Raw genomic sequence first — 25781 nt, forward strand, 5'->3', positions numbered from 1 at the left:
AAGGTTAATAAAAGGAGTTCTTTTTATGGAACAGTTTCAACCAGTTAAAGCTGTTACTACAAGATATTTATTTTTCACAGGAAAAGGTGGAGTTGGTAAAACAACAACAGCAGCTGCAACAGCTGTTCAACTCGCCCATTCTGGTAAAAAAGTTTTAATTATAAGTACTGATCCTGCTTCGAATTTACAAGATGTATTTGAAATGGAATTATCTCAAGATCCGTCAGAACTCCCCACTTGCCCTGGGCTATTTGCTGCCAACCTTGACCCAGAACAAGCAGCTGCAGCCTATCGCGAAAAAGTAATTGGTCCATACCGCGGGAAGCTTCCTGAAGCAGCAATTCGTAATATGGAAGAGCAACTATCTGGAGCTTGTACGGTAGAAATTGCAGCATTTGATGAGTTTACGAATGTGCTAGCCAATAGCGAGTTAACGAGCTCGTTTGATCATATTATTTTCGATACTGCACCTACAGGACATACTTTACGACTGTTACAGTTGCCAACGGCATGGAGCTCATTTTTAAATGAAAGTACTCATGGAGCTTCGTGCTTAGGACCTTTATCTGGCCTTCAAGAAAAAAAAGAACTTTATCAAACAACAGTCAATGTGCTATCAACTGATGAAAAAACGGCTATTTTCCTCGTCGCTCGTCCAGATTTTTCATCTCTTGAAGAAGCTGCACGTGCTTCAAAAGAACTAGCACATATTGGCATTTGCAATCAACGTCTTATTATCAATGGAGTTTTTCAACCAGCAAACGAGACTGATGAAATTGCCAATGCCTTGAAGCTAAAGCAGCAAAAAGCATTGCAATCATTACCTAGTGATATATCAAAGCAAGCTATATTTTTTATGCCGCTCGTTCCGTATTCTTTAACTGGCATCCATTCTTTAAAACAGCTATTCGCTAAGCAGAAAACGATTGTTTCAGAAGAGATCGGAGAAGAACCTCCTACGTTACCACCATTAAAAGCAATAATTGACGAGCTTGCTATGAAAAAAAAGGGTGTTATTATGACAATGGGGAAAGGTGGAGTCGGTAAAACAACAACAGCAACAGCGATCGCACTTGGACTTGCAGAAAGAGGATTTCTCGTTCATTTAACGACGACAGACCCTGCAGCACACTTACAACTTATACTAAATCAAGCAGAATCATTTGAAAATTTAATAGTTAGTAACATCGATCCGAATGAAGAAGTAGAAAAATACAAGCTTGAAGTATTAAATAAAGTCGCTAATGATTTAGATGAAGAAAGTCTCGCTTATATAAAAGAAGACCTTGAGTCTCCTTGCACAGAAGAAATTGCTGTATTTCGTGCATTTGCAGAAGTTGTAGACCAAGGACAAGAAGCTTTTGTTGTAATCGATACGGCACCAACAGGACACACTTTACTATTACTAGATGCCGCCAAATCGTATCATAACGAAGTCACACGTTCAAGTGGAGACATGCCAAAAGCTGTTCGGTCCTTACTACCACGTTTGAAAAACAGCGAAGAAACGACCGTCGTACTCGTGACACTTCCAGAAGCAACACCAGTCTTTGAAGCTTCAAGGCTTCAAGATGATTTAAGAAGAGCAGAGATTGTTCCAAAGTGGTGGATCATAAATCAATGCTTTTATGGTACAAATACCGTAGATCCTCTTTTACAACAACGGGCTCAATCTGAAGCAAAATGGATCAATAAAGTTGATAAAGACTTATCAGAACAAACCGTATTAATTCCTTGGCAAAAAGAGGAGCTTATTGGATTAGAGCATCTGAAACAATTAATTAAATAATACCTGAGGAGGTGTAATGTTGCTTTGCAATACCTACACCTCTTATTTTTCTTCATTATATATACGACTTTCAACAATCTAACGGTGCTCTTAATATTTCCCTTGATAAGTATGGTCTATTTTTGTATATTAAATAGTAATGATTACGATTGTTTTTCGGAGGTTATATTATGTTCGACTGGCTTATTATTGGTGGCGGGATTCAAGGTTGTACAGCTGCGGTTTATTTTCTCAAACAGAAAAAAGTTTCAATCGATAAATTAGCAATTATCGATCCGAATGAGAAACCTTTATCCATGTGGCTACACTGTACATCTACTATTGATATGCCCTATTTACGTTCTCCCTCTATTCATCACCTAGCCCCTGCCCACTTTGATCTTGAAAAGTTTGCTAAGACAACGAAGGGAAAGAGTTATGCTTCATTTTATAAACCATATGACCGACCAGGATTACAACTTTTTAATACTCACTGTGAGCATTTATTTAAAGAGACTAACTTACAAAACAGTTGGATTCAAGGGCGGGTTTTTCAGTTAAAAAAAGAGCGAGAATATTGGAAAGTCTTTTTAAAGGATGGGCAGCAACTAGAAAGTAACAATGTTTTACTTGCCATCGGATTAAGTGAGCATCCCTACTGGCCGGATTGGGCGCTTACTGCAAAAGAAAATGGTGCTTCTATCTCACATATCTTTGAATGTGAACAAAAGGTACCCGATTCTACAAAATCATTAACTATCATTGGCGGAGGTATAACCGCTGCACATGCAGCTATTAAGTGGAGTCGACTTCTCCCTAGTCGTGTTACACAAATTTCAAGGCACTCACTTCGAGTGCATCAATTTGATTCTGATCCGGGATGGCTTGGCCCTAAACTGATGAGGAATTTCCATGCAGCTTCAAGCTATGAGAAAAGGCGTGAAATGATCCGACTTGCAAGACATAGAGGTTCGTTGCCACTAGACATTAAAGCAAAAGTAAGTAAACAAATCAAAAACGGATCTCTCTATTTTTTACAAGATGAGGTTTCGGAAGTGCAAAGCGATAGCACTAGAAATGAAGTTAAGCTTCAATCTGGACAGAAAATAAGTTCCGACCACATTTTATTGGCAACAGGATTTCATCAATCCCCACCTGGTATTGAATGGCTCAAACCAACGATCGAAGAAAGACATCTTCAATGTGCTACTTGTGGGTATCCTATTTTGTCAACTTCTTTACAATGGGATGATGGATTGTATGCGATCGGTGCGCTTTCAGAACTTGAAATTGGTCCAGTAGCTAGAAATATTTCAGGAGCTCGTCGAGGAATTGAAAGAATTTTAAAGTCGATATAGCTCAAGGTAGCTAGCTTCCATCATTCTCATTTTAAAAATCAAACTATCGATATTAAACCAAAAAAAGCAGAGTGCACATGACACTCTGCTATAATTAATCAACAAATTGTATATTTAATTCATACCCTTTTTCAAATAACGTTTTCCCAGGACGATAACGATCTAACAACTCATTGTAATGTGTCGATAGTACGAAAAACCTTTGTTCATCACTTTCCTCTAATGCATCATCAATCTGCTTACAGATTTCATTCTTTTGATACTCGTATATTGAATATTCAAGCATCGCTTGCGCATAGAGGGAATTCAGAATTTCTTCTGAAGGCTTCTTCTTGTTACGAATCGCGGCTAATTGTTTCATGAGCTTTTTATCAATGGCAAATTTGTTCATAGAAGTTACCTCCTTTTTGTTATTTTACATTAAATTTTCGAATAATTCAAACACTTTTAATGTCTAATTTTAACCAATTTTAGCTAATTTTAAATTGTACTTAGATTTATATTCTTTTTTACCCTATTTTATTCATATTTAAACCTTTCAGTTCAAAAGAGTGAGCCATTCGTTCCATCGTAAAAACACCTCTATCTAATTTATGCATTCCAATTTTGGTTGCATCGTCAATTGATAGAGGTGAATTGTTACTTACCGTATACAATTAATTGGACGATCCACAATCCCGGATGGCTTCAAGCATAATAATTAAGCTTTTCACTTGTTCATCTAAAGACATACTTGGTGTGTTTGGATAAGCTATGACCATATCAGGTGTTGCCGGGAAGTGAATAAATCCAGCTTTTGTATTTAATCGATTTTGATGAATATGATATAAAATTCCATACAATGTATTATTGCAAATATATGTACCTGCTGTATTAGAGATTTGTGCAGGAATCCCTTGTGAACGTAAGCGATCTACCATCAGTCGAATCGGTAACGTCGTAAATAATCCATCTGGGCCATCATCAATAATAGGACGATCCACTGGTTTATCACCTTGGTTATCCCCTTTATCTCCCTCACCTGCTGTATCTTGAACATTAATCCCAATTCGTTCTGGTGTAACCGCAGTTCTTCCAAACGCAAGACCACATGATATAACAACATCTGGCTTTATTTCTTCTACTTTCATAAGAAGCTGATCTACACATTGACCATACACTACAGGTAACCCGATTGTGTCAATTTCTAGCCCTGCCACTTCTTGTTTCTTTACCTCGTTTACAATTTCTAACGTTGGATTTATTTTAAAGTCACCAAACGGCTCAAAGCCTGATAATAGAACTTTCATTACGCTGCCTCCTTCAAACGATGTATAGTTTTATTTTAAAGGTCTCCACACTTGATAGCAATTTTCAAAGCCCCCAGTTTTTAATTTCCAAAATATGCAGTTGTAAAAGAACGCTTGTTTGCATATAATATAAATGCAAACAAATGTTCTTAGGATGGAGTTTGATAGCTTATGATGATAACGAAAGATGAACAAAAAGCCATTCATCATTATGTGCTATTAACAATTGCACGAAAAGCGTTAGAAAAAGATTTAGAGCGATTAAAAACTTTACCATTAAAATTACAACCTTCTTACCTTGACCTAACAACAACTGTACTAGATCAACTTAGTAAAGAGCTTGGCGTGTTCAAGCGGTATATGAAACAAAATGAATTAAAAGTTCAACTAGGGAAAAACGATGGAACCTTTTCCCATTACCATTATTTTTGTCGTGGATACGAAGGGCAAAACCACTACTTAAATGTAAATTTAAAAAATCAAGTAACACAGTATATTACCAATTGTTTTGCTAATGGGGTAAAATAAAAAAGCAACATCGTTTATATGACAAGCTGACACCTATATTTTAGAAAACTCTATCACCGGAAACTCTTTTTAGTAGAGAAAAGAGTGCATAAATTCTTTTATATTTTATATTAATAGTATTAATAGTTATTAACAGTAGAATCCAGGGGGTGAAAACAATACTTTTTGAAGTATTTAAAGATGAAATAATATTAAAATTAGGATTCGCTTCAGTAGCTGGTCTAGTCATTGGTTTAGAGCGAGAATTAAAAGGTAAGCCTTTAGGGTTAAAAACATGCTTAATTGTATCTGTTATATCCTGTTTGTTAACTGTCGTATCATTTGAAGCGGCCTTTTTGTATTCTAAGGAATATTCGCGCCCTATGGACCCAGGACGCATACCCTCTTATATCATAAGCGGAATTGGTTTTTTAGGTGCTGGTGTCATATTAAGGAGAAGTAATGAAGCTATATCAGGATTAACGACCGCTGCACTAGTTTTAGGTTCGGCAGCGTTAGGGATTACGATAGGTGCTGGCTTTTATATAGAAGCGTTAGCAGGTGTAATTTTTATTATTTTGGGAATGAAAGTTATCCCTTATTTTTTTAATAAAATTGGCCCGAAAAAGCTAAATGAAAAAGAAATAAAAGTAAAGTTATATATCGAAAAAGCGACCGATTTAACCACATTAATGAAGGAAATGAAAGAAAAAAAGCTAGGAATTAAACGTGTGAAAGTAACTGAAGAATCTAATGCTATAATTATTACTTGTATTGTAACTGTATATAAAAAAGTTTATACAACAGATACGTATTATAATATTAAGTCCTTACCTGGTGTTAAAAAAGTAGAAGTCGAGAGCTTAGAGTAAAATTTCTATTAAATGAGTCTAAAAAATTGGTGTCAAGCATTTTAAAGGTGCTTGACACCGTTACTTTAAATATTACTATAAATAATTAATAAGAGTCGTTGCTATTGTAAAGTAAATAAGTAAGCCTAAAATATCGTTAACTGTCGTAATAAACGGACCTGAGGCAATCGCAGGGTCAAGCTTTAATTTATTAATAGCTAATGGGACGGTTGCTCCAATTACTGTTGCAATACTTAATGTTAAAAATAGTGAAACTCCAACGATAAACGCAATCATATATCCATAAATAAATGGAACAACGATAATGAGTGTCACTGCACAAATTAGTCCTAACATTAATCCTGTACCAAATTCTTGCTTAACCGTATTCCATAAACCTTTTTTCTCTAATGAGCCAGTTGCTAAAGCACGTACAGTAACTGCCAATGATTGTGTACCTGTATTACCTGCTGAGTCCATAATTAATGGAATAAACACGGCTAATAGAACAATTTCTTGAAGAGTTTCTTCGAATTGGCCAATGACTCCAGCCGTAATTAGTCCAAAAAACATTAATAAAATAATCCACGGTGAACGTTTTTTAGCTGCAGTAAATGCTGTGACATTAACATCAGTTGCTCCTCTTACAGCAGAAATTTCACCTAAATCTTCGGTTGCTTCTTCTTCTAAAACGTCTATTACATCATCGACTGTAACAATACCAATTAACTCCCCAGTACTCGTAACGACAGGTGCTGCAAGAAAATCATATTTCTTAATTAACTTTGCTACTTCTTCTTGATCCATATGAGCTTCGACCGAGACAACACGAGAACTCATAATGTCTTCAATTCTTTCCGAAGTTGGTGCAATAATGAGATCACGTAGCGAAATGACTCCAACTAATTTATCTTTTTCATCAACTACATAGAGGTAATAGATTGTTTCTGCATCTGGACCTTGCTCACGAAGAAGCTCGATTACCTCTGAAGCTGTTTGAGTAGCCTTTAATGAGATATATTCTTTTGTCATAATCGCACCAGCTGTTTCTGGTGGATAGGCTAATAGTTCTTTAACATCATCCGCATCTGCTTTATCCATGGCGCTAAGAATAGCTTTTGCCTTTCCGTCTTTAATTTCTGATAAATAATCAGCTACATCGTCTGCATACATATTATTAAACATCTCTGCAGTGAAATGGTCATCAAGTTCAACTGCAATATTTTTTTGTTCATCAATGTCAAGCTCCTGGAATACTTCAGCAAATTCGGCAGCTGAAAGATAAGCGTATACGAGCTGGCGTTGATCCTTCTCTAAATTTGAAAAAATATCCATTTGATCTGTTGGATGCAGTTCAAGAAACGCCTCTCTAAACTGTTCTTTATCGTTCTCTTTTAATACGAGGAGAATATGATTTACATATTCTTCACGAGTTTGTTCGTTAAGTCTAACCACGGTCGCTTCCTCCCTTAAAGGAGAACTAGTTCACACAACATTTGGAAGTGAAGTGGCGTTCTCCCAATCACTTGTATTATTCCTTTTGTCTCACGTACTAATCTATTCATTCCAGACTCTGGTTCGGGACAACTATCCATTCCACATCACCTCCAAATAACTATGGATTTCAAAAAATGATTACAAAATAAAAACACCTTCTACGAAAGAAGGTGTAAATACAACAACAAAATTACCGTATACTTTTCATTATATAAGCATACTAAAAAAGTGTTCATTAGCATTCCTTCAGTCGTAGAGCTTTAGCACTGTACGGCATAGGCCTTAGACCAGCTACATTAAAAACCACCTTATTTCGATGGTTCCTGTTGACCCATTGGCGTCTTTGGACATTTTTGGGCAGCAGCATATCTCCGTACAGGAGCCTCACCTAACGAGGAACATTATTCAATTACATGATTACCATGGTCGATATTACATGAAGCCTTTCAATCTGTCAACCTGGTAATTTAACTTTCGCCGGTTTTGATTTTGTACCATAAATCTTTTTTGATATCTTTGGTGCTAATTGGAATAAGATAATTCCGATCATTGCTGAAGCTAAAATAAACACACTACTAAATACTTTTATAGCTCCTGTTGCAAAACTCGCAATGATGATCGAGAATTCCCCTCTTTGGGTTAGTGAAAAGCCAGCTCGAAGTGCGACACGATTTGATAACCCGTACCATCTGCCACCATATATCCCGACAATGATTTTAGCAAAAATAGACCAGACGAGAAGAATAAGAAGTAACGGAAGCATCGGAACACCTTCACCAAACTGAATGGTTGTTCCAAAGTAAAGAAAAAATAAAGGGAGTGTTAAATCACGAATTGGAATAATCATTGCCTCTAATTGATGGGTACGGCGAACTTCAGCAATAATTATTCCTGCTAAAAACGCCCCAAGCACTTCTGATAACTCTAAATATAAAGCCAAACCTCCATATGCTAATGCAACACCAATAATAAATAATATAAAAACATCTTTATTCATATGGCGATCAAAAAATGGCCCAAGTTTACTAAATAAAAAATATCCTATTAATATAGCGCCAACTGTAAGCACAAGTACTTTTCCTATCAACAAACCCATCGCCTCAAAAGTTAGTGCTCCACCTGCTGTTAAGCCAACTAATATCGCAACTAAAACAGGGGCGACTAAATCTTCAAATATAAGAAGCCCTAGCATAAATTCTGATTCCGGATTTGCCATGCGTTTTGAACTTTCTAGCAATTTTGCTGTAATGGACGAACTCGTTGCATACAAAACTCCTCCAATAAGCAAAGACATTAGCGGATCAACACCCATTAATAAACATATGATAGTCGTTAACCCAAAGCTTAATACAACGTCGAGTGACCCAGCAGGGGTTACTTTTTTGGCAACTGTAGCCAGCTGTTTAATAGGGAACTCCATACCAAGCATAAAAAATAAAAGAACAATTCCAACTTCCCCTATAAAATGGAGTAGATGAGATTCGTAGAGAATACCGCCTAATGAAATACCAAGCAGTATGTAAATAATGACTTCAGGAATTTTTACTTTAGTGGCTATATAACCAGTAACAAATAAGAGCAGGAGAATAAGACCTGCTCCAAGCATTTCTGGGATTTGAAATTCCACTGATTACAATGCCTCCCCTGCACAGAGACGCTCAAAATCAGCTATTTGATCACTTTTTCCAATAGCCATTAGCGTATCACCTGCTTCTAGTATTTGATTTACTTCAGGACTAGCAATTACCTCCTTTTTTCTAAAAATCCCCACGATCGAGACTCCAGTTCGTTTACGAATCTCAGATTCACCAATCGTCTTTCCTGCCAACGGAGAAGCTGATTTTAAATCAACCCACTCCATTACAATTTGACTTTTAAACAATTTCATTTTATCACTGTCTATCGGTTGAAAAACTGCTCCAAGTAACTGGGCACCAAGCTCTCTCGTCTCGTCAGCAGTTAAATTTACTGAAAAATCAGCTTCATCATCATCTGGGTCAGTAAAGAAATAAAGTTCCCGTTTTCCAGTATGATGAATAACTAATACAATCATATTACCTTCTGCTGTTAGAAAGGACATTTTCTTTCCGATACCTGGTAAGTCAGCCATTTTTACATGCATATAAATCTTCCCTTCACGTAACCAACATTTACTGACATCTATTATACATCATAATATGAACATACCGAATCCGTACGCACAATTTTAAATATTTTAGTAACTAATTACTTTCGTTTATAAAGACTTCTCTTTCTTTGACGAAGTTCCTTCATTTTATTTGATATTCCATTAATTTTTGTAAGCTCATCCATTTTTTTATATGGTCGGTGACCGCGAAGTTGAACCACGCGTCCTTCACCAATATGGACAATTTCAACTAATTCTTCACGTTCTGCTACGTTAATATTTACACAACCGTCGATTTGGCTAATATGGTCTGCGTGGGGATGCGTACCCAAAACAACAAAAAAACCGACTCGCAAGTGTAAGTGCCCCTCATTAATACGCAGAAGTAAAAAGCTATAAACTAGCTTCTTTCTTAGGGTTGAGTCGCCTGACACTTTCCAAATGAGTCAGTTCATTATGTTACTTTAAATTAGTCTGTTATGAATTCGCTACTTTTTGTAGAGCTTCAATAACTCGATCCGCTTGAAATGGTTTTACAATAAAGTCCTTAGCTCCCGATTGAATTGCATCAATTACCATTGCTTGTTGCCCCATTGCTGAACACATAATCACTTTTGCATTTGGATCAATATTTTTGATATCACGTAGTGCTTCAATCCCATCTTTTTCTGGCATTGTAATATCCATTGTTACAATATCAGGACTTAGCTCTTTAAACTTTTCAACCGCCTCTTGACCGTTTGCTGCCTCACCTACTATCTCGAAATCATTTTTTGTTAGTATATCTTTTATCATCATTCTCATAAAAGCAGCATCATCAACAATTAAAACAGAAGCCATGTTAACACCTCACACCTATATTTATCCCTTACGAAAGGAGTTTTTAATTAGCTATCACTTTATCAATATTTAACAATGTAAACAATCGGTTATCTAACTTTACGACCCCTCTTAAATAGTTGGCTTCTACTCCACCAACAACTTCTGGGGTTGGCTCAATTTTTTCTGCCGGTATATCAATGACATCATTTGCGCCATCCACAATAAAGCCAATCTCTATGTCATCTTTAGATATCACGAGGATGCGAGTTGCATCATCTGACTTTTTAGCTTCGATACCAAACCGTTTCCTTAAATCCATTATAGGAGTAATTACTCCACGTAAATTCATAACACCCGTAATAAATGAAAATGTTCTTGGTATACGTGTTACGGGTTGCATTCTCTCAATCGATTGAATATAGTCCACTTCGATTGCATATTCTTCATCTTTTAATTGAAAGACGATTACTTTTAATTCGTTTCCTACTGCACCTTCAACAGACATCAGGGTTTGCCTCCCATCCTTGTAATTACTTTATTAGTGCATTCGTATCAACAATTAATGCTACTTGACCATTTCCTAAAATAGTTGCACCTGAAATGGCAAATACATTTGTTAAATAGTTTCCTAGTGACTTAAGCACAATATCATGTTGACCGATTAAAGAATCAACGACAAGCCCTGCTATTTTTTCACCTTTATGAATAATCACTAGTGAATAAAACTCTTCATCTATCTCTTCTTCAACAGGCACTTCGAATATATCTTTAAGGAAGACGAGAGGGACTACTTTCCCGCGGAAGTCAATAACTTTTTGGTTATGTGCACTATATACTTCCTTTTTATTAACAATAGCTGTCTCCACGATTGAAGAAAGCGGAATTGCATATTTCTCGTCACTAACTTCCACTAACATCACATCAATAATTGAAAGTGTAAGCGGTAGCTGAATTGAAAATACAGATCCCTCCCCTAAAGTGGAATCAACAGTAACTACTCCACCTAATGATTCAAATGTCGACCTGACAACATCTAAGCCTACACCTCGCCCTGAGATATCTGTTACCTTGTCAGCTGTACTGAAGCCAGCTCTGAACAATAGGCCATAAATTTGTTGATCTGTCATTTTACTAACTTCTTCTTCTGTCACGACACCGTTGCCAAGTGCTTTATTTAACACTTTATCACGATTAATTCCTGCCCCATCATCTTCTATTTCTATAAACACATTATTTCCACTATGGTAGGCTTTTAGGACAACCGTTCCTTCCTCTGGTTTTCCTAATTCACGTCGTCTTTCTGGCGTTTCAATTCCATGGTCGATTGAGTTACGAATTAAGTGAACAAGCGGATCACCGATTTCATCGATAATCGTTCGATCAAGTTCTGTTTCTGCTCCAATGATCTGTAGATTGACTTTTTTATTTAAATCTTTAGATAAACTGCGAACCATACGCGGAAAACGATTAAACACTTGTTCAACAGGCATCATTCTCATATTTAAAATGATTTCTTGTAAATCACCAGAAATACGCGACATTCTTTCTACCGTTTCATTAAGTTCATTGTTTTTCAAGTCGCTAGCAATTTGCTCGAGACGACCACGGTCAATCACAAGTTCTTCGAATAAGTTCATTAACACATCGAGACGTTCGATGTTTACACGGATCGTTTTATTGGCTTCCGTTGCTGACTTTTTCCCATTAGCCTTTGTGTTATTGTCTTGTGTAACAGATTCTTGCACCTTTTGCACAGACTCTAGTTGATCTTTTTCTACCTCTACTTCTGCTTCACCTGTTTCTCTTTCTGATGAAGCTTTCTTTAATTCTTCAATATTTAATTGATGAACTTGTACATCTGCAATTTCTGAAACTTTATTTACACGTTTAATAATCTCGTCAGCTTCGATTTTTGAAATAAACGTTACGACAAATTCTAAATCAAATTTCTCTTCTTCTAAATCTTCTGCACTTGGGTTCGATTGAATAATCTCACCGACTTGTTCAAGCACTTCAAAAACCATAAAGACACGGGCAGCCTTTAACATAGTGCGCTCATCTAGAGAAATTTTCACTTGATAGGAATAGTACCCCTGCTCTTGTGACTGCATTAGTACTGTCAGTTCAAATTGATCGTACGATACATCAAAAGAAGCTGCATTTGATGCTTCTACAATCACTGGGGCTTCAGCTTCTTCTACGGTTGCAGCTACTTGTGCAGGTACTCCACCTTTTTCAATTTGCTCGAGCAACTCTGTAACTTTTGAAACATCTCGTTTCCCTGTACCTTTTGATGCAATATCATTCACCATAGCTTCTAAGTCATCCACTGCTGCAAATACAACATCTAAAACAGCAGTAGACGCTTCAAGCTTTTGATTTCGTATTAAATCTAGTACATTTTCCATACTATGTGTTAAATGAGCTAAGTCTTCATAGCCCATGGTAGCTGCCATACCTTTTAATGTATGAGCAGAACGAAAAATTTCCCCAACAATCGCTAAATTACTAGGTTCATTTTCCAATAATAATAGGTTGTCATTTAATGACTGTAAGTGTTCTTGACTCTCATCAATAAACACATCTAAGTATTCTGAAGTACTCAAGACCCTCTTCACCTCAACATTTAAGTCTAACAATATTTTATTTTCTATTAAATTCAAAATTCTACTATCCAAAAAATAATATAAAAATATGATAATTAAACAACTAAATCATATCATAATTCCTAGTAAATAAGTAATGTCTTCCAGAGCCTATTTAACCATATAATAAACTAATCTTAACTAAGAATATAGTCGAATTAACAAATTTCATAAAAATAGTGCTAAGAATTGCCGAATTTACGCGATACTTGCAATAGGTTTAACCTGAGTTTTCTATGAAATAGCGTCCCTGATGTCCGCAAAAGCTTTACAATCCTATTTTTCATTAGGCTCTTTTCTCAAAGATTGTTGCTTTTAGCTTTTGGACCGTAAGCCAAGCGGATGCTTGGCTCTTCACGCATAGCGTGAAGGTTTTGAAAATAAAACAGCCTTTCATTAACAATAATAATAAAAGCCCAAATCAATATTTGATTCAAGCTTCTAATTGATACGTTATTCTTTGTGTTTCTGCATGACAACAGAACTCTTTAGAATTATCTTTCTAAGATTTTTGAGGTGAACTATGTGATTAGAAATGAAGCAAAGAACACTTGGATGTTTTAACAAAACTTTTAATGATTATGCTGATGGTCATCACCATCTTCATGTTCGTGAAAACCTTCCATTTTCGTTGTAACAGTGTCAGGCTGAGCAGTGATCGCTTCTACATCAACATCACCTACAACAATCATCTCTTTTTCCATCCGATGCATACTACATGCGGTTACATGATAATACGCATAATATACACCCTCTTCCTGGAATGGCCATTCTAATGTGTATACTCCATTTCCTTCATTTTCTGTTTCAACTTTATGATGATAATCTGGATTAGCATGCTCCCAAATTTCAATTTTTACGTCCTCAGCATCCTCAACAGCAAAACCTTCATGTGTAACATGTGCAGTAAATTGGATACTTTGTCCACTTTCTGGATGTTCAGGTTCAAAAGAAAAGTCAACTTCGATAGGTACAAGTGTATTTTCACAAGGACCAGTTGTTACCTCAGATTGTCCTTCACCTTCTGTTTGTCCACAAGCTGTCATCAGTCCTAGTAACAAAACCGAGCTGATTATACTTAATTTCTTTTTCATATCGAAAAACTCCCTTTAATAATAATGATTTCATTAACAATACTCTAGCTGAAAACCTTCTAATCAAAACGTAACGCTCATTTGTGATAAAACAATGAAGTCTCTTAAACAAATTTTTGAACATACCAAGTTCAACATAGCACCTTCTAAATTTGGAGGGATACTATTTAAGACAAATAAAGAGGGATAAAGATAGTAACAGTCGTACCACCCCCCTCTTCAGATTCAATGGTAAGTCTACCACCATGAAGCTTCACTATTTGTTGGACGATGGCCAAACCTAAGCCTGTTCCGCCGTCTTTACGAGTACGCCCTTTATTTACTCGATAAAAACGTTCGGTAATTTTGCCAATATCTTCTTTCGGAATACCTATTCCTTTATCATTAATCGTTATTACTGCTTCATTATTTTTTGCATAAAGACGAACACCGATCATTCCATATTCTTTACTATATCGAATCGCATTACTGAGAACATTTGAAATAACTTGTGCTAGACGGTCTTCGTCACCTTCAACAATAATTTCTTCATCTAGTTCTTTCCTTATGGTTAGCTTTTTATCATTTGCATTCCACTCAAATTTCTGAATAACATCATCAATAAGTTGTGCAAATGGAAACGGAACTTTTGTGATCGGATACGTGTCACCTTCAAGCTGAGCTAAGTCCAATAAATCATCGACAAGCCTACTAATATATGCCGTCTCTTTTTTCATTGTTTGTACATATTTTTCTTGAGTAATCATGTCTTCTTCAAATGCTTCTGTATAGCCTTGCATATAGCTAATTGGTGTACGTAGTTCATGCGATACATTGGATAGGAATTCTCTTCGCTTCATCTCAACTTCTTCAAGTGAAAAGGACATTCGATTAAATGATGTAGCTAACTGGCCTAGTTCGTCATTACGTATAATTTTCAGCCGTTCAGAAAAATCGCCCTCTGCCATTTGATTTGTCACTTCCGTTATTTTCTCGATTGGATGAATAAAATAGCTTGTAATTTTACGAGTAACAAAACTAACTATGATAATTATGAAAGCAACTAGACCAATAAGTATATTTCTTATTGGTTCAAATGGTTCATCGATAGCGACTAACGGCATATATAAAAACAATACGGCTTCAAGTCCATTCATCTTCATTATCGGAGTAACGACGGCCAATATATCTTGTTCGAACCGAGGGTGTTCACGGATAAATACGAGCGTTTCCCCTTCTAGTAGAACTTGTCGTTCATCAAACGTTATTAAAGTTTCTTCAATCTCCACCTCAAATGGAAGGCCCCCGCTTAATAGCATAGGGTCTGCTGTATAAATGACGTTAATATCTAATATATTATCAAGCCAATGAACTTTTTCTATGAACTCTACCTGTGAAAGTTGATCATATTGAGAAGCGATAGCCTGTCCATGAGATTGCAGGAAGTCGATTTGTTTTTCAACATAAAATTTTTCATATAAAAAGTATGTCAAAACAATAATCACGATTACCGTTAACGAAATAAGTAATATAAAAGATATCCAAACCCGTTGCTTTAAAGTACTTCCCTTCATTCATTGTCACCTTCAAACTTATATCCTACACCCCAGACGGTTTGAATCCAGTTGCCATACTCCCCTAATTTGATGCGCAGTGTCTTAATATGGGTATCGACAGTACGAAACGTACCTTTCTCATAATCTATTCCCCATACATAATCATGAATTTGCTCTCGACTAAACACTTGTCTTTCATGCTGAACAAGATATAAAAGCAAGTCATATTCCTTTCTCGTCAATGTCACATAGCGTCCGTTAACACGAACAGCCCTTCCTTCTAGATCGATTTCAAATGTCCTGTAGCGAATCGTCGAGAATTTTCCTTTTGCTAATTCCCCCCGACGGAGCTGTGCTTCAATTCGAGCGACGAGCTCCTTTGGACTAAACGGCTTTACAACATAGTCATCTGCACCAATTTTTAATCCTTGTACACGATCCATCTCCCCACCTTTAGCTGTTAGCATAATAATTGGAACCGTCCACTTTTTTCTTATTTTCTCACATGCTGTAATCCCATCTAACCTAGGCATCATGACATCTAAAACGATGAGGTCGATAATTTCTCGTTGTAAAATAGAAAATACTTCACTACCATCATAGGCTTGTAATACACGAAATCCTTCTTTTAAAAGATAAGACGAAACTAGGTCCACTAACTCCTTCTCGTCATCAACTACTAAAATTGTTTTTTTACTCATTTTCTAACTCTCCTATGGCAATCCCAAAAGGTCCAGCAGTTAATTCAATTTCGGTTTCCACCTTATAAGTATCCCGATCAATCACCGATAATTTATTCCCATCTAAACTTGTAACAAATAGATGACGCTCTGACGCACTCATATAATGTGGATTATCACCAACCCTAACAGATTGCTTAACTTGATAATTGTTACGGTCAATCACATACAACTCATTTGAACCATGACATAGCACATAAAATTCATCTCCTATCGAGTCCGCATAAAAGTAAACAGGCATTAAACCTACTTGAATTTCTTTTACTTTTTTACCTGTTAGAGGGTCGTATGCCTTAATACTCTCGCTCCATTTTGTAAAGTGACCATGCCCGGCTATCCAAATATATTGACCGTCAAAATGTATATCAGTCGGCATTTCCACGACAGGAAATGTTAATTTCACTTCAAAAGTAGTCCTATCAATAACAGTAACTGTAGAGGGCCCCCCACTAATAACATAAATATATTTTCCATCATCGTCTAGAGTTGCTTGAAGTGGATTTTTCCCTACATCAATTGAAGTGACCTTTTCTTTCTTTTTCAAATGATAAACATGTAATTGATTGTTTTTCGCATCAGTTAATATTAAATGCTGTTCCCGCTTATCAAAGTTCATACTTGTTATTCCTTGTCCAAATTCAAAAAGTGTTTCGATGCTACCTGACCGTAGATCAAGTAATAATAATTCTTCTTCTAATTTTCCAGCAAGAATCACTTGATTTGGTGCTACCATTTCTAATGAATGTATCTCAAATGGAAAAGCCTCAGAATATACAACATCTAACGTAGTAAGATCAATAAAGCTTAGCTTCTTTTCTTTCAAATGAGAAATCAACATTAGTGGTTCATTATCAGGAAGTGATAAATGAAGTGGTTGACATCCTGCTAACAAGAATATGAATACAAATATAATCAAATTTTTTTTCATATCATCACCTATGCTAGTTCATTATTGGCTCTCTTAAAAATACTATACAATTGTGATGGGTTTGTGAAATAATCTTAAATCATTGGCACATTAATTAAGGAAGTTTATCAATCCACGATTTATTGCTGCGAATGGTAAAAAGAGAGGCTAACATTAATAAGTCAGCCTCTCTTTGATCTTCATCTTTTAGTCTAGAGCTTTTATTTGCTCAAACCAAAGGTTATATTGTTCTTCAGGATATAATCCTTCTACTCTTGTCAGTTCCTGACCATCCTGGTAATGAACGATTGTTGGAGTCGATTGGATATTATAATCGGCCCAGCCTTCATTAAATTCTAGAAGGTTGTACAATTTTAAATCTATTCCCATTTTTGCGGTCATTGGGACAATTATAGGTGATGTTTCAACACAAGCAGGACATGTCGGTTGATAAAAATAGACGGTCAAACTCTCACCATTTTCTAAAGATGTTTTAAGCTCTTCAGGTAAAATAATATTTTGATAATTGGGGTTGTCTAATTGTTTGACTGTTTCCGGATGAAGTTTAGACTTCCCAAATGGGTTCCCTTCAACCTTTTTACTCATTGATACATTATTAACGATCGCTAATGCTGCAAATAGCCCTACAACGATCACTAAAAAAATAATAATTTTTTTCATCAGTTTCTATCTCCCTTGATTTGTTTTTAATAGAACTACACTTATTACAAAAATCAATGTAAAGCCAACTAAAGCCAAAAATGGAATCGTAATAAACCCTAACCAATTAATATACTGCCCCGCACACGGAACAAGTCCACATGAATCTAATTCAGTCATGCCTGGCACTTTTTGCAGTAAATAATGATAGAAAGCTATTAAAATTCCGATACCTGAAAATACAGCAGAATAAAGAGCTTGTTTAAAATCTCTTTTTAAAACTCCTATCCCTAAAATAATCACAATAGGATACATGAAAATACGCTGATACCAACAAAGTTCACACGGAATATAGCCCATCACTTCTGAAAAAAACAAACTACCAACCGTTGCTAATAGCGAAACACTCCATGCAGCAAAAAGTAAATTTTCTTTTTGTTTGTTTTGAATGCTCATCTTTCACCCTCATTAACTTTATTAATGCTATCTCGCTAATCCTAATAGTACAGAAAAAACGACGACACAGCAATCGAATACCAAACTATAATAAAAGGATATTATGAATAAATTATGAAGCCAGAACCTTTAGTTTTTAAATTTATATCCTTTTATCCCGTTTAACGGATTAAGTGTCCACCAAAATTTATAACAAATGAAATCTCATATCGTGCTATCAGATGTCTAAGTGGACCAAGACCTAAGAAAAGCACATTGGATGTTGAACCAATGCGCTTTTTTATGTAAATGTAATTGTTATTTTTAACTAAAATGACAGGGAATTTAGCGGTAATTTCAATTTTTCTCCTTTTTAACTGAACGAGATACCCATCATCCTGTCTCTCACTTATTTACAAGCCCATTGAGTTCTCTCGTTAAACTTTCTAATTCTTTAAAACTAGCGATGATTTCTACTATGTATTTATGCTGCTCTTCGACGTTCGCAAACACTTCTTCAACCATCGCACTCGATTCTTGAGTTACATTCTTTACTTCAGATAATTCTCCTTTAATTTTATTAGATGCATTTTCAAGTATTAAAACCATGTCATCGAGTTTTTGACTGAATGAAACAACAGCTTGTGTATTTCGTAAGATTTCATTAAAGCTTACTTCGGTTTCTTTTGTCACTTTAATACTTTCACCAACAACACTTTCTCCTTTTTGAACCTCTTCTGTCACCTCTTCAGTTTTTCTTTTAATGTCTTGTAGAATACTTTCAATTTCTTTTGTTGAACGTTGCGAATCTTCAGCTAATCGTTTAACTTCATTTGCAACGACGACAAAACCTCTTCCATGCTCCCCTGCCCTAGCTGCCTCAATTGATGCATTAAGGGCTAGTAAGTTCGTTTGATTAGAAATATCACTAATTGTCGTTAAGATCGAACTGATCTTTTGACTCTGTTCATTTAATTCTTTCATCACAGTAGCTGCAGCCGTGATCACGGATTGAACATTGTCCATTGTTTTACTTAACTCTTTGACTCTGTCATGACCACTGTTTGTATGTGTCAGTGTTTCAGTGGCTACCTGTTTAACAGATTGTGAAAATGTCGAAACATTAAGAACAGCTTTATTTTTGTCACTCATTGATTCGTTAATTTCACTAACAGTTGAAGCTTGTGTTTCTACACCTTTAGCTACTTCCGAAAATGTTGACGTTAAGTCTGTTGAAACCATCTGAGTTGCTTCAATATTCGATTTCACTTGTTGGCTAAACTCCGTAATCACCTTAACAGAATTAGATACCTTTTCAAGTAACTGATCTACTTTTTCCTTTCCAACAAGTGCTTCCTTTCCTTTTGTTTCAACTGCTTTTTGCATTTTCTCTCCAATCCGTGCTTGTGCGATTAGAACAGCAGTGATAATAATTACAAATACATTTAAAGATACAAGGATCCCACTATCTAGTCCAGCAAACATCGAGTCACGCAAAGAGAAAAAAAAGTAATTTGTTAGTACTAAACCGACAGCACCTGACACGGCAATCGAACGATAATTATGATATAACGTAATAAAAATAAGACTTACATAAATCATTAAATAATTTGAAAGCTTTGGTGAAGTAATCCCCATAACGAATGTTAAAATACCAAAATTAATAGCGATAATAAATTGTAAATGAAAAGGCAACCACTTTTGGTAAGCGATTACATGTATTAATAAAGTTAGACAGAGTCCTGTAATAGCATACGCAATAATTCCGTTTATTGGTACATTACTAATAAAATTACTTGCAAGACCTAATAAAAATGATCCCCACATTAAATTCGCAACTAACTTATTTCTTGAAATATAGGTCTCTCGTTTACTTTCAAATGACATAAGAACTCCCCTTTCTAGTATATAACGAACTTTTAATGAATGAATAATCACTCATTTAAATAGTTTTATATACAAATTTATTTTCGAAAATATATTAATATCATTTTACAAAAATTATGAAAACTATACAACAACTAATTTCCTATTCCAATTTATATAAGAGGTAGCTCCTTTACTCTCAGCATGAAAATATTTCTATGTTTCATCATAAAAATTGGCTCTTTTCTCAAAGATTGTTGCTTTTAGCTTTTGGACCGTAAGCCAAGTGGATGCTTGGCTCTTCACGCATAGCGTGAAGGTTTTGAAAATGTCTGAATTTATATATCGTTAATTTAAAATTTACAATCCCTTAACAATTATCATTTATAATTGAAAAATATCATGTCAAAATTTGTTGGTTTTTTGGAGGTTACATAATTGCAAAACAAAATTATTAGACGAAAGAAAATAGTAGGTAATAATAAGAAAGTTAAAGGGATCGGGTTTTTAAACCGATTTTTTCAAAATTTCAGTTTACAAAACCGCTTATTAGTCCTTTTTGTTTCATTATTAGTTTTATCTATTAATATAGTCGGTTTTAGTTCTTATTTAAAAGCAAAAGAAATGACTGTAAACTCAATCGAAAATCGGTTAATTCGTGAAACAGATTTAATCGGGCACATTGCAGAAAATCTAAAGTTTCTATATGTAAGTGATGATCAATATTTTAGGCAACAACTCGAATTAAATATAAGAGACCAACAAGAACAACTGAATAAAGATGGTATCTTTCCTGACTTTTTCTATATAGCAAATAATAATGAAGTCACCCCTTTTAAGGTTAGTAATGAGAAACAGCTTTCCTTTTCTGATGAAATGATTGGACAAATTACTGAAAATGAAAAAGGTGTAGTTCATTACACTATAAACGGAGAAAAGTTTACTATTTCTTATCAAGATATGAAAGAAATCGATGGGATATATATGCTAGTTGTCCCTACAGCTTCTTATATGGCTCAAGTTAATAAGATGGCTCACTTTACACTAGCGGTCATTATTTCTAGTATAGTAATCTCTACTATTCTTATTATGTTATTTGTAAGAACGTTAACTAAACCACTATCCCTATTAAGAAACACAATGAAAGAAGTTCGAGAAGGGAAATTAAGCACCCCTGAAAACATTAAAACAACTTTACCAGAAATTAATTCATTACATAAAAGTTACGTTGCAATGATAGCTTATATGCGTGAAATGCTTAATGAACTAGAGGACACCACGTCTTCATTAGAAAATCGAGGAAATGAGTTAAAACATTCTTCCGACCATGCTCTTACATATAGTCATCAGCTCATAGAAGCTATTAATGTTGTAAAGTTAGGTGCAGAACAAACGGCAATAAGCTCAGAAAGTAGTGCTAACAACTTTAAGTCGATGAGATTTAAAATTGAAGAAATGATACACAAAATGGATATCGTTTTTAAAAGCTCAGAGGATATGAATTTATCAGCAAAACGTGGAGAGAAAAATATTACAGATTTAATTGAAACTATTCAAACATTTGAAAATGACTTTGACCATATGACCAAAACAATCCAGGGAATAAAGGATTATTCCTCTTCTATTTCAAAAGTAGTCGGATTAATAAAAGGGATTGCAGAACAGACAAAGCTATTGGCACTTAATGCAACTATTGAAGCTGCCAGAGCTGGAGAAGCAGGAAAAGGATTTGCAGTAGTCGCAAACGAAGTACGCAAGCTTGCCGAGCAATCTACTAATGCAACTGAAGAGATTACACAATCCATCACCAATATGGAAAAAGTAACGCTCGACGGAATGAAAGAATTCGAACAAATGCTGTCAAAAGTAAATACGAATTTAAAAGGCGCTCATGTTTCTAAAGTTTCATTTGATGAATTAATGTTAGAAATTAAAGATGTAAGCAATAATTTCTATGTACTCCAAAGTGAGCTAAAGGACTTAGAAAAACTATTGCCGAATTTAGAACAATCTGCAGTTAGCTTTTCGTCTGTATCTCAGGAAACCTTAGCTAGTGCAGAGGAAATGCTTGCTACAAGTGAACATCAAATCCACCAGATGGAGAATACACATCAAATCGGCTTAAAGCTAACTGGGTTATCGAAATCACTTTATACGCTGACTAAGCGATTCAAAGTAAAGTAAATCAAAATCAAATCTTAGCTATTTATAGTATCTTTTGAGTAGAAGTTTTACCTTTATAAAAAAAGCTGACTTGAACCAGTATTCTAATGAATGGTTTCAAGTCAGTCTTTTTCTTTAAATCAAATTAAAAATATTAACGTACATGTCTGTACCGCTCTATTTTCTCTTATAATTGTTTTTCACGCTTTTGACGATTGTAAATCCGTAAATGTTAATTAGTTGTAAAATTTCTAACGAATCAATGTTGATTATTCAAAATAGATTGACAATTAAACTCTTACACATTAAACTAAGTAAACATATATGAATTGAAGAATACAACGATTTGAAGCGTTGCCCCGCATTAATAATCGTACAAGATAGATTAAGGGAGGAATGAAAATGAGTCAGTTGCAAAACAAAGTAATAATGATTACTGGAGCAAGTACTGGATTAGGTCGTGAGACAGCAATCCAAGCAGCGCAAGCAGGGGCTAACGTCGCGATTTGTTGCCGACATTTAAATCGTATTCAAGAGGTGGAGCAGTTATTATCAGACTATGCCCCGCAAGTTTTAGCGGTTCAAGCTGATGTATCTATCGAAGACGACGTACATCGCTTCGTCCAAGAAACGATTGCCCGATTTGGTAAAATTGATGTTTTAATTAACAACGCAGCTGTTTTTGAAAACTACACGATTGCTGATTCATCACTTGAGTCTTGGCAGAACCATTTTGATAACAATGTGAGAAGTGCATTTTTAATGTCACGTGAATGTATTCCTTTTATGAGAAAGCAAAAAAAAGGGAGAATTATTTCTTTGACAACTGGACTAGCTAGACAAGGAGCTAGTGGATTCGGAGCGTATAGTGCAAGTAAAGCTGCACTAGAAACATTAACATTTACTGTTGAAGAGGAAGAGTATCAAAATGGGATTTCTGCAATTGCATTTAACCCTGGAGTAATGAAAACAGGAATTCAAGCACTTGGTGAAGACCCAAAAAACATCGCACCAATTCTTTTAGATGCAGCATGTCAATCAGAACTTGGTCATGGAAAAATTGTAACAGCAGATGAATGGAAGCTGAAGTTGTAAACAATAAATTACACCAAAAATTAGAAGCAGACTTTACTAAGTCTGCTTCTTTTACTTAAAAGGTTAATACTTTAAAACCAATAAGAACAACTAACATTAATGTAGCAATTAGCATTATCCAATAATAAGCTTGTTGTTTACCATCAAGAACTCCTTTTTTCGTACGCACTAATAATATTTCCATGAAGTAAATTAACGATATCGCTAAAACTCCTTTAAGTACGTATGTAAACGCAAAATTCCATTGGATTAATAAGCCGATTCCAGAGACAACCATTATCACATAGAAAAGACGTAAAACCATATGAACGATCTTTGCACCTTTTTCTTTATTTCCTTTAAGTAAGAAATATGCAATAAAAAATAATAGTACTGTAATCGCCCATGAACTTGAGTGAGTATGTAGTAATCCTGTATACATTTTATCCTCCTACAGTTACATAAAATTTGAACCTCTACTATTATAATATAATAGCGGTAAAGAAACCAAAGAAATAGTCCTTACAGGTAATGAAGGAATTTGTATCTTGTTCAATCGAATTGAAAGCTGCCAAAAATCGGTCTACATTTTCCCCCATAATTACAACTCCTGTTCTCTTTACCTATTTACTTCGATAATCTCGTTGTAAGCTCCTTTCGAAAAAGAAAAAACGCTGATTAGAAACTACTAAAAAACAATTTATTCTAATGTAAGAAGAGACTGACAAAAATAGATGTCAGCCTCCATGAATGGATCTACTCTTCTTCACCAATAACTGCTTCAGCAATATTAACAGCATGGTCTCCAATTCGTTCTAAATTACTTACTATATCAACATATACGATTCCTGATTGTCCAGTACATCTACCTTCATTTAAACGGATGATGTGCTTTTTACGGAGGTCTCGCTCCATCTTATCAATACGATCTTCTTTTTCAAGAACCGCTTTAGCTTCTTCTATATCATTTAATTCTAAAGCTTTAATCGATTGTCTAAGAGTCGAAAGTGTTAAATCAAACATTTCGTCCAAATCTGTAATGGCAGTATCTGAAAATTTCACTTTGTTTGCTATTTGATAGTCGATTAGTTCCATAATGTTTTCCATATGATCCCCAATTCGCTCTATATCTCGAACGGTATCCATTAAAGTTGAATGCAGTTTAGAATCATGCACAGATAACGAATGAGCTGATAATTGAACTAAGTAGTCGGTTATTTTTCTGTCTAAGTTATTTATCGCATCTTCAAATTGTGGAACAATTTCTCCATGCTTCTTTTTATGAGTTTTTAGATAAAGACCGGTCTCTTCAAGTCCTTTTTCAGCTAGTTCAGCCATTCTTAACACTTCTTTTTGTCCTTGCCCTAATGCGATAGCTGGAGACTGTCTTATAAAAGCTTCATCTAAATGAACAGCTTTATATTCAACAGCAGAATCTTTTCCTGGGATGAGCTTAACAACGATCCATGCGAGCACTGCAATAAAAGGCAATTGAATAAGAGTATTAGATACATTAAATATTCCGTGAGCAAAAGCGATCGTCATTTCAGGGTTAAGATTTAATGTTTCTTGTAACATTGAAATCAATAATGTAAAAGGCTTCAATAAAATTAATACTAGTATTGTACCAATAACATTAAAAATAACATGAGTTGCTGCAGCTCTTTTCGCAGCAATAGATGCACCAATAGCGGCAAATACCGCAGTAATCGTTGTTCCTATATTATCACCAAAGAGAACAGGTAATGCTGCGTCTAATGTCAGTGACCCTTGTGCAAAAAGAGTTTGCAGTAAACCGATTGATGCCGAAGAACTTTGAACAGCAACTGTAAACGCGGTACCAATAACTACTCCTAAAAGAGGATTATCACTCATACTTACTGTTAAGTCCGTAAAAGCTTGTAATTCTCTAAGAGGCTTCATTCCATCTCCCATTAACTTTAAGCCATAAAATAGTGCACCAAATCCAAAGATAACTTGTCCATAATTATTTACTTTACGATTTTTAACAAAGAATATTAGGAATGCCCCTATAGCAATAATGGGTAATGCATAATCAGTTATTTTAATACCAATAATGAAAGCAGTAACGGTTGTACCAATATTAGCACCTAAAATTACACCAATCGCTTGCTGTAATGTCATAAACCCAGCATTAACTAAGCCGATCGTTAAAACAGTAGTACCAGAACTGGTTTGTAACAATATCGTTACAAATATACCAGCAATTACTCCCATAATTGGATTCGTCGTAAAACGATCTAATAAATCTCTTAATCCATCCCCTGCTATTTTCTGAAGGCCATCACCCATCGATTTAATACCAAATAAAAAAATACCTAGACCACCGAAAAATACAAATAGTATTGTTTGTAAATCCAATTGAATATCATCCCTTCAAAATAATATATCCCCTTCGACAAAACTCTACAACAATCCCCT

Annotated in this window: 25 protein-coding genes and 1 riboswitch; of the genes, 6 read left to right on the forward strand and 19 right to left on the reverse strand. The window is 35.2% G+C overall.

Going from position 1 to position 25781, the window contains the following annotated elements; all coding sequences use genetic code 11:
- The first annotated feature begins 25 nt into the window (after positions 1-25).
- Entirely contained in the window at positions 26-1789 is a 1764-nt protein-coding gene (arsA, locus tag J0N78_RS05025) for an arsenical pump-driving ATPase (RefSeq protein WP_209121935.1), read from the forward strand.
- 170 nt (positions 1790-1959) lie between these two features.
- Complete coding sequence (locus tag J0N78_RS05030; protein WP_209121936.1) at positions 1960-3126, forward strand: FAD-dependent oxidoreductase; 1167 nt, start codon at positions 1960-1962, stop codon at positions 3124-3126.
- A 94-nt stretch (positions 3127-3220) separates the two neighbouring features.
- Here the strand turns inward: J0N78_RS05030 and J0N78_RS05035 are convergent, their stop codons facing one another.
- Both J0N78_RS05035 and pcp read right to left on the reverse strand, forming a co-directional pair.
- Positions 3221-3517 carry an IDEAL domain-containing protein gene (locus J0N78_RS05035; RefSeq protein ID WP_209121937.1) on the reverse strand — a complete coding sequence of 99 codons (297 nt, stop codon included), beginning with the start codon at positions 3515-3517 and terminating at the stop codon, positions 3221-3223.
- Positions 3518-3782: 265 nt separating this feature from the next.
- The gene (pcp, locus tag J0N78_RS05040; RefSeq protein WP_209121938.1) at positions 3783-4415 is read right to left on the reverse strand and encodes a pyroglutamyl-peptidase I; all 633 of its coding nucleotides are present in this window, start codon (positions 4413-4415) and stop codon (positions 3783-3785) included.
- 171 nt (positions 4416-4586) lie between these two features.
- Here pcp and J0N78_RS05045 point away from each other — a divergent pair, with 171 nt between their 5' ends.
- Both J0N78_RS05045 and J0N78_RS05050 read left to right on the forward strand, forming a co-directional pair.
- Positions 4587-4943 (forward strand): YhjD family protein, encoded by a 357-nt coding sequence (locus J0N78_RS05045; protein WP_209121939.1) that lies wholly within the window; start codon positions 4587-4589, stop codon positions 4941-4943.
- A 149-nt stretch (positions 4944-5092) separates the two neighbouring features.
- Complete coding sequence (locus tag J0N78_RS05050; RefSeq protein ID WP_209121940.1) at positions 5093-5794, forward strand: MgtC/SapB family protein; 702 nt, start codon at positions 5093-5095, stop codon at positions 5792-5794.
- Positions 5795-5869: 75 nt separating this feature from the next.
- Here J0N78_RS05050 and mgtE read toward each other — a convergent pair whose 3' ends face one another.
- The 15 genes from mgtE to J0N78_RS05120 all read right to left on the reverse strand — a co-directional run bounded on the left by mgtE (position 5870) and on the right by J0N78_RS05120 (position 20123).
- Positions 5870-7228: a magnesium transporter gene (mgtE, locus tag J0N78_RS05055; protein ID WP_209121941.1), complete on the reverse strand. Its 1359-nt coding sequence runs from the start codon at positions 7226-7228 to the stop codon at positions 5870-5872.
- Between the two features lie 14 nt (positions 7229-7242).
- Positions 7243-7368 (reverse strand): hypothetical protein, encoded by a 126-nt coding sequence (locus J0N78_RS26110; RefSeq protein ID WP_280637177.1) that lies wholly within the window; start codon positions 7366-7368, stop codon positions 7243-7245.
- 140 nt (positions 7369-7508) lie between these two features.
- Positions 7509-7673, reverse strand: a riboswitch (M-box (ykoK) riboswitch).
- Positions 7674-7724: 51 nt separating this feature from the next.
- On the reverse strand, positions 7725-8897 hold the full coding sequence (locus J0N78_RS05060; protein ID WP_307794903.1) for a cation:proton antiporter: 1173 nt from the start codon (positions 8895-8897) through the stop codon (positions 7725-7727).
- Positions 8898-8900: 3 nt separating this feature from the next.
- Positions 8901-9392: a cation:proton antiporter regulatory subunit gene (locus J0N78_RS05065; RefSeq protein ID WP_209121942.1), complete on the reverse strand. Its 492-nt coding sequence runs from the start codon at positions 9390-9392 to the stop codon at positions 8901-8903.
- A 104-nt stretch (positions 9393-9496) separates the two neighbouring features.
- Positions 9497-9754, reverse strand: coding sequence for a ComEA family DNA-binding protein (locus J0N78_RS05070; protein ID WP_209121943.1), 258 nt, complete (start codon positions 9752-9754; stop codon positions 9497-9499).
- Between the two features lie 121 nt (positions 9755-9875).
- Entirely contained in the window at positions 9876-10238 is a 363-nt protein-coding gene (locus J0N78_RS05075) for a response regulator (RefSeq protein WP_209121944.1), read from the reverse strand.
- Positions 10239-10281: 43 nt separating this feature from the next.
- Positions 10282-10725 carry a chemotaxis protein CheW gene (locus J0N78_RS05080; protein ID WP_209121945.1) on the reverse strand — a complete coding sequence of 148 codons (444 nt, stop codon included), beginning with the start codon at positions 10723-10725 and terminating at the stop codon, positions 10282-10284.
- A gap of 25 nt (positions 10726-10750) precedes the next feature.
- Positions 10751-12826, reverse strand: a complete 2076-nt coding sequence (locus J0N78_RS05085; RefSeq protein ID WP_209121946.1) for a chemotaxis protein CheA — start codon at positions 12824-12826, stop codon at positions 10751-10753.
- Between the two features lie 611 nt (positions 12827-13437).
- Positions 13438-13959, reverse strand: coding sequence for a FixH family protein (locus J0N78_RS05090; RefSeq protein ID WP_209121947.1), 522 nt, complete (start codon positions 13957-13959; stop codon positions 13438-13440).
- 167 nt (positions 13960-14126) lie between these two features.
- Positions 14127-15512, reverse strand: a complete 1386-nt coding sequence (locus J0N78_RS05095; RefSeq protein ID WP_209121948.1) for a sensor histidine kinase — start codon at positions 15510-15512, stop codon at positions 14127-14129.
- Positions 15509-16195: a response regulator transcription factor gene (locus J0N78_RS05100; protein WP_209121949.1), complete on the reverse strand. Its 687-nt coding sequence runs from the start codon at positions 16193-16195 to the stop codon at positions 15509-15511. The genes J0N78_RS05095 and J0N78_RS05100 overlap by 4 nt, the downstream gene beginning before the upstream one ends.
- Complete coding sequence (locus J0N78_RS05105; RefSeq protein ID WP_209121950.1) at positions 16188-17162, reverse strand: YncE family protein; 975 nt, start codon at positions 17160-17162, stop codon at positions 16188-16190. The genes J0N78_RS05100 and J0N78_RS05105 overlap by 8 nt, the downstream gene beginning before the upstream one ends.
- A 186-nt stretch (positions 17163-17348) precedes the next feature.
- Positions 17349-17822, reverse strand: a complete 474-nt coding sequence (locus tag J0N78_RS05110; RefSeq protein WP_209121951.1) for a thioredoxin family protein — start codon at positions 17820-17822, stop codon at positions 17349-17351.
- 6 nt (positions 17823-17828) lie between these two features.
- On the reverse strand, positions 17829-18257 hold the full coding sequence (locus J0N78_RS05115; protein WP_209121952.1) for a disulfide oxidoreductase: 429 nt from the start codon (positions 18255-18257) through the stop codon (positions 17829-17831).
- A 384-nt stretch (positions 18258-18641) separates the two neighbouring features.
- Positions 18642-20123, reverse strand: coding sequence for a methyl-accepting chemotaxis protein (locus J0N78_RS05120; RefSeq protein ID WP_209121953.1), 1482 nt, complete (start codon positions 20121-20123; stop codon positions 18642-18644).
- Between the two features lie 417 nt (positions 20124-20540).
- Between J0N78_RS05120 and J0N78_RS05125 the strand changes: the two genes are divergently transcribed.
- The gene (locus J0N78_RS05125) at positions 20541-22286 is read left to right on the forward strand and encodes a methyl-accepting chemotaxis protein (RefSeq protein WP_247747142.1); all 1746 of its coding nucleotides are present in this window, start codon (positions 20541-20543) and stop codon (positions 22284-22286) included.
- A gap of 381 nt (positions 22287-22667) precedes the next feature.
- The gene (locus J0N78_RS05130) at positions 22668-23360 is read left to right on the forward strand and encodes an SDR family NAD(P)-dependent oxidoreductase (RefSeq protein ID WP_209121954.1); all 693 of its coding nucleotides are present in this window, start codon (positions 22668-22670) and stop codon (positions 23358-23360) included.
- 55 nt (positions 23361-23415) lie between these two features.
- Here J0N78_RS05130 and J0N78_RS05135 read toward each other — a convergent pair whose 3' ends face one another.
- Both J0N78_RS05135 and J0N78_RS05140 read right to left on the reverse strand, forming a co-directional pair.
- A complete protein-coding gene (locus J0N78_RS05135) occupies positions 23416-23781 on the reverse strand; it encodes a YisL family protein (RefSeq protein WP_209121955.1) in 366 nt (121 codons plus the stop codon).
- A gap of 314 nt (positions 23782-24095) precedes the next feature.
- Positions 24096-25721 (reverse strand): Na/Pi cotransporter family protein, encoded by a 1626-nt coding sequence (locus J0N78_RS05140; RefSeq protein WP_209121956.1) that lies wholly within the window; start codon positions 25719-25721, stop codon positions 24096-24098.
- Between the last annotated feature and the right edge of the window lie 60 nt (positions 25722-25781).

This window comes from Alkalihalobacillus sp. BA299 (genome assembly GCF_017745675.1).
Taxonomy (GTDB): Bacteria; Bacillota; Bacilli; order Bacillales; family Bacillaceae_F; genus Alkalihalobacterium.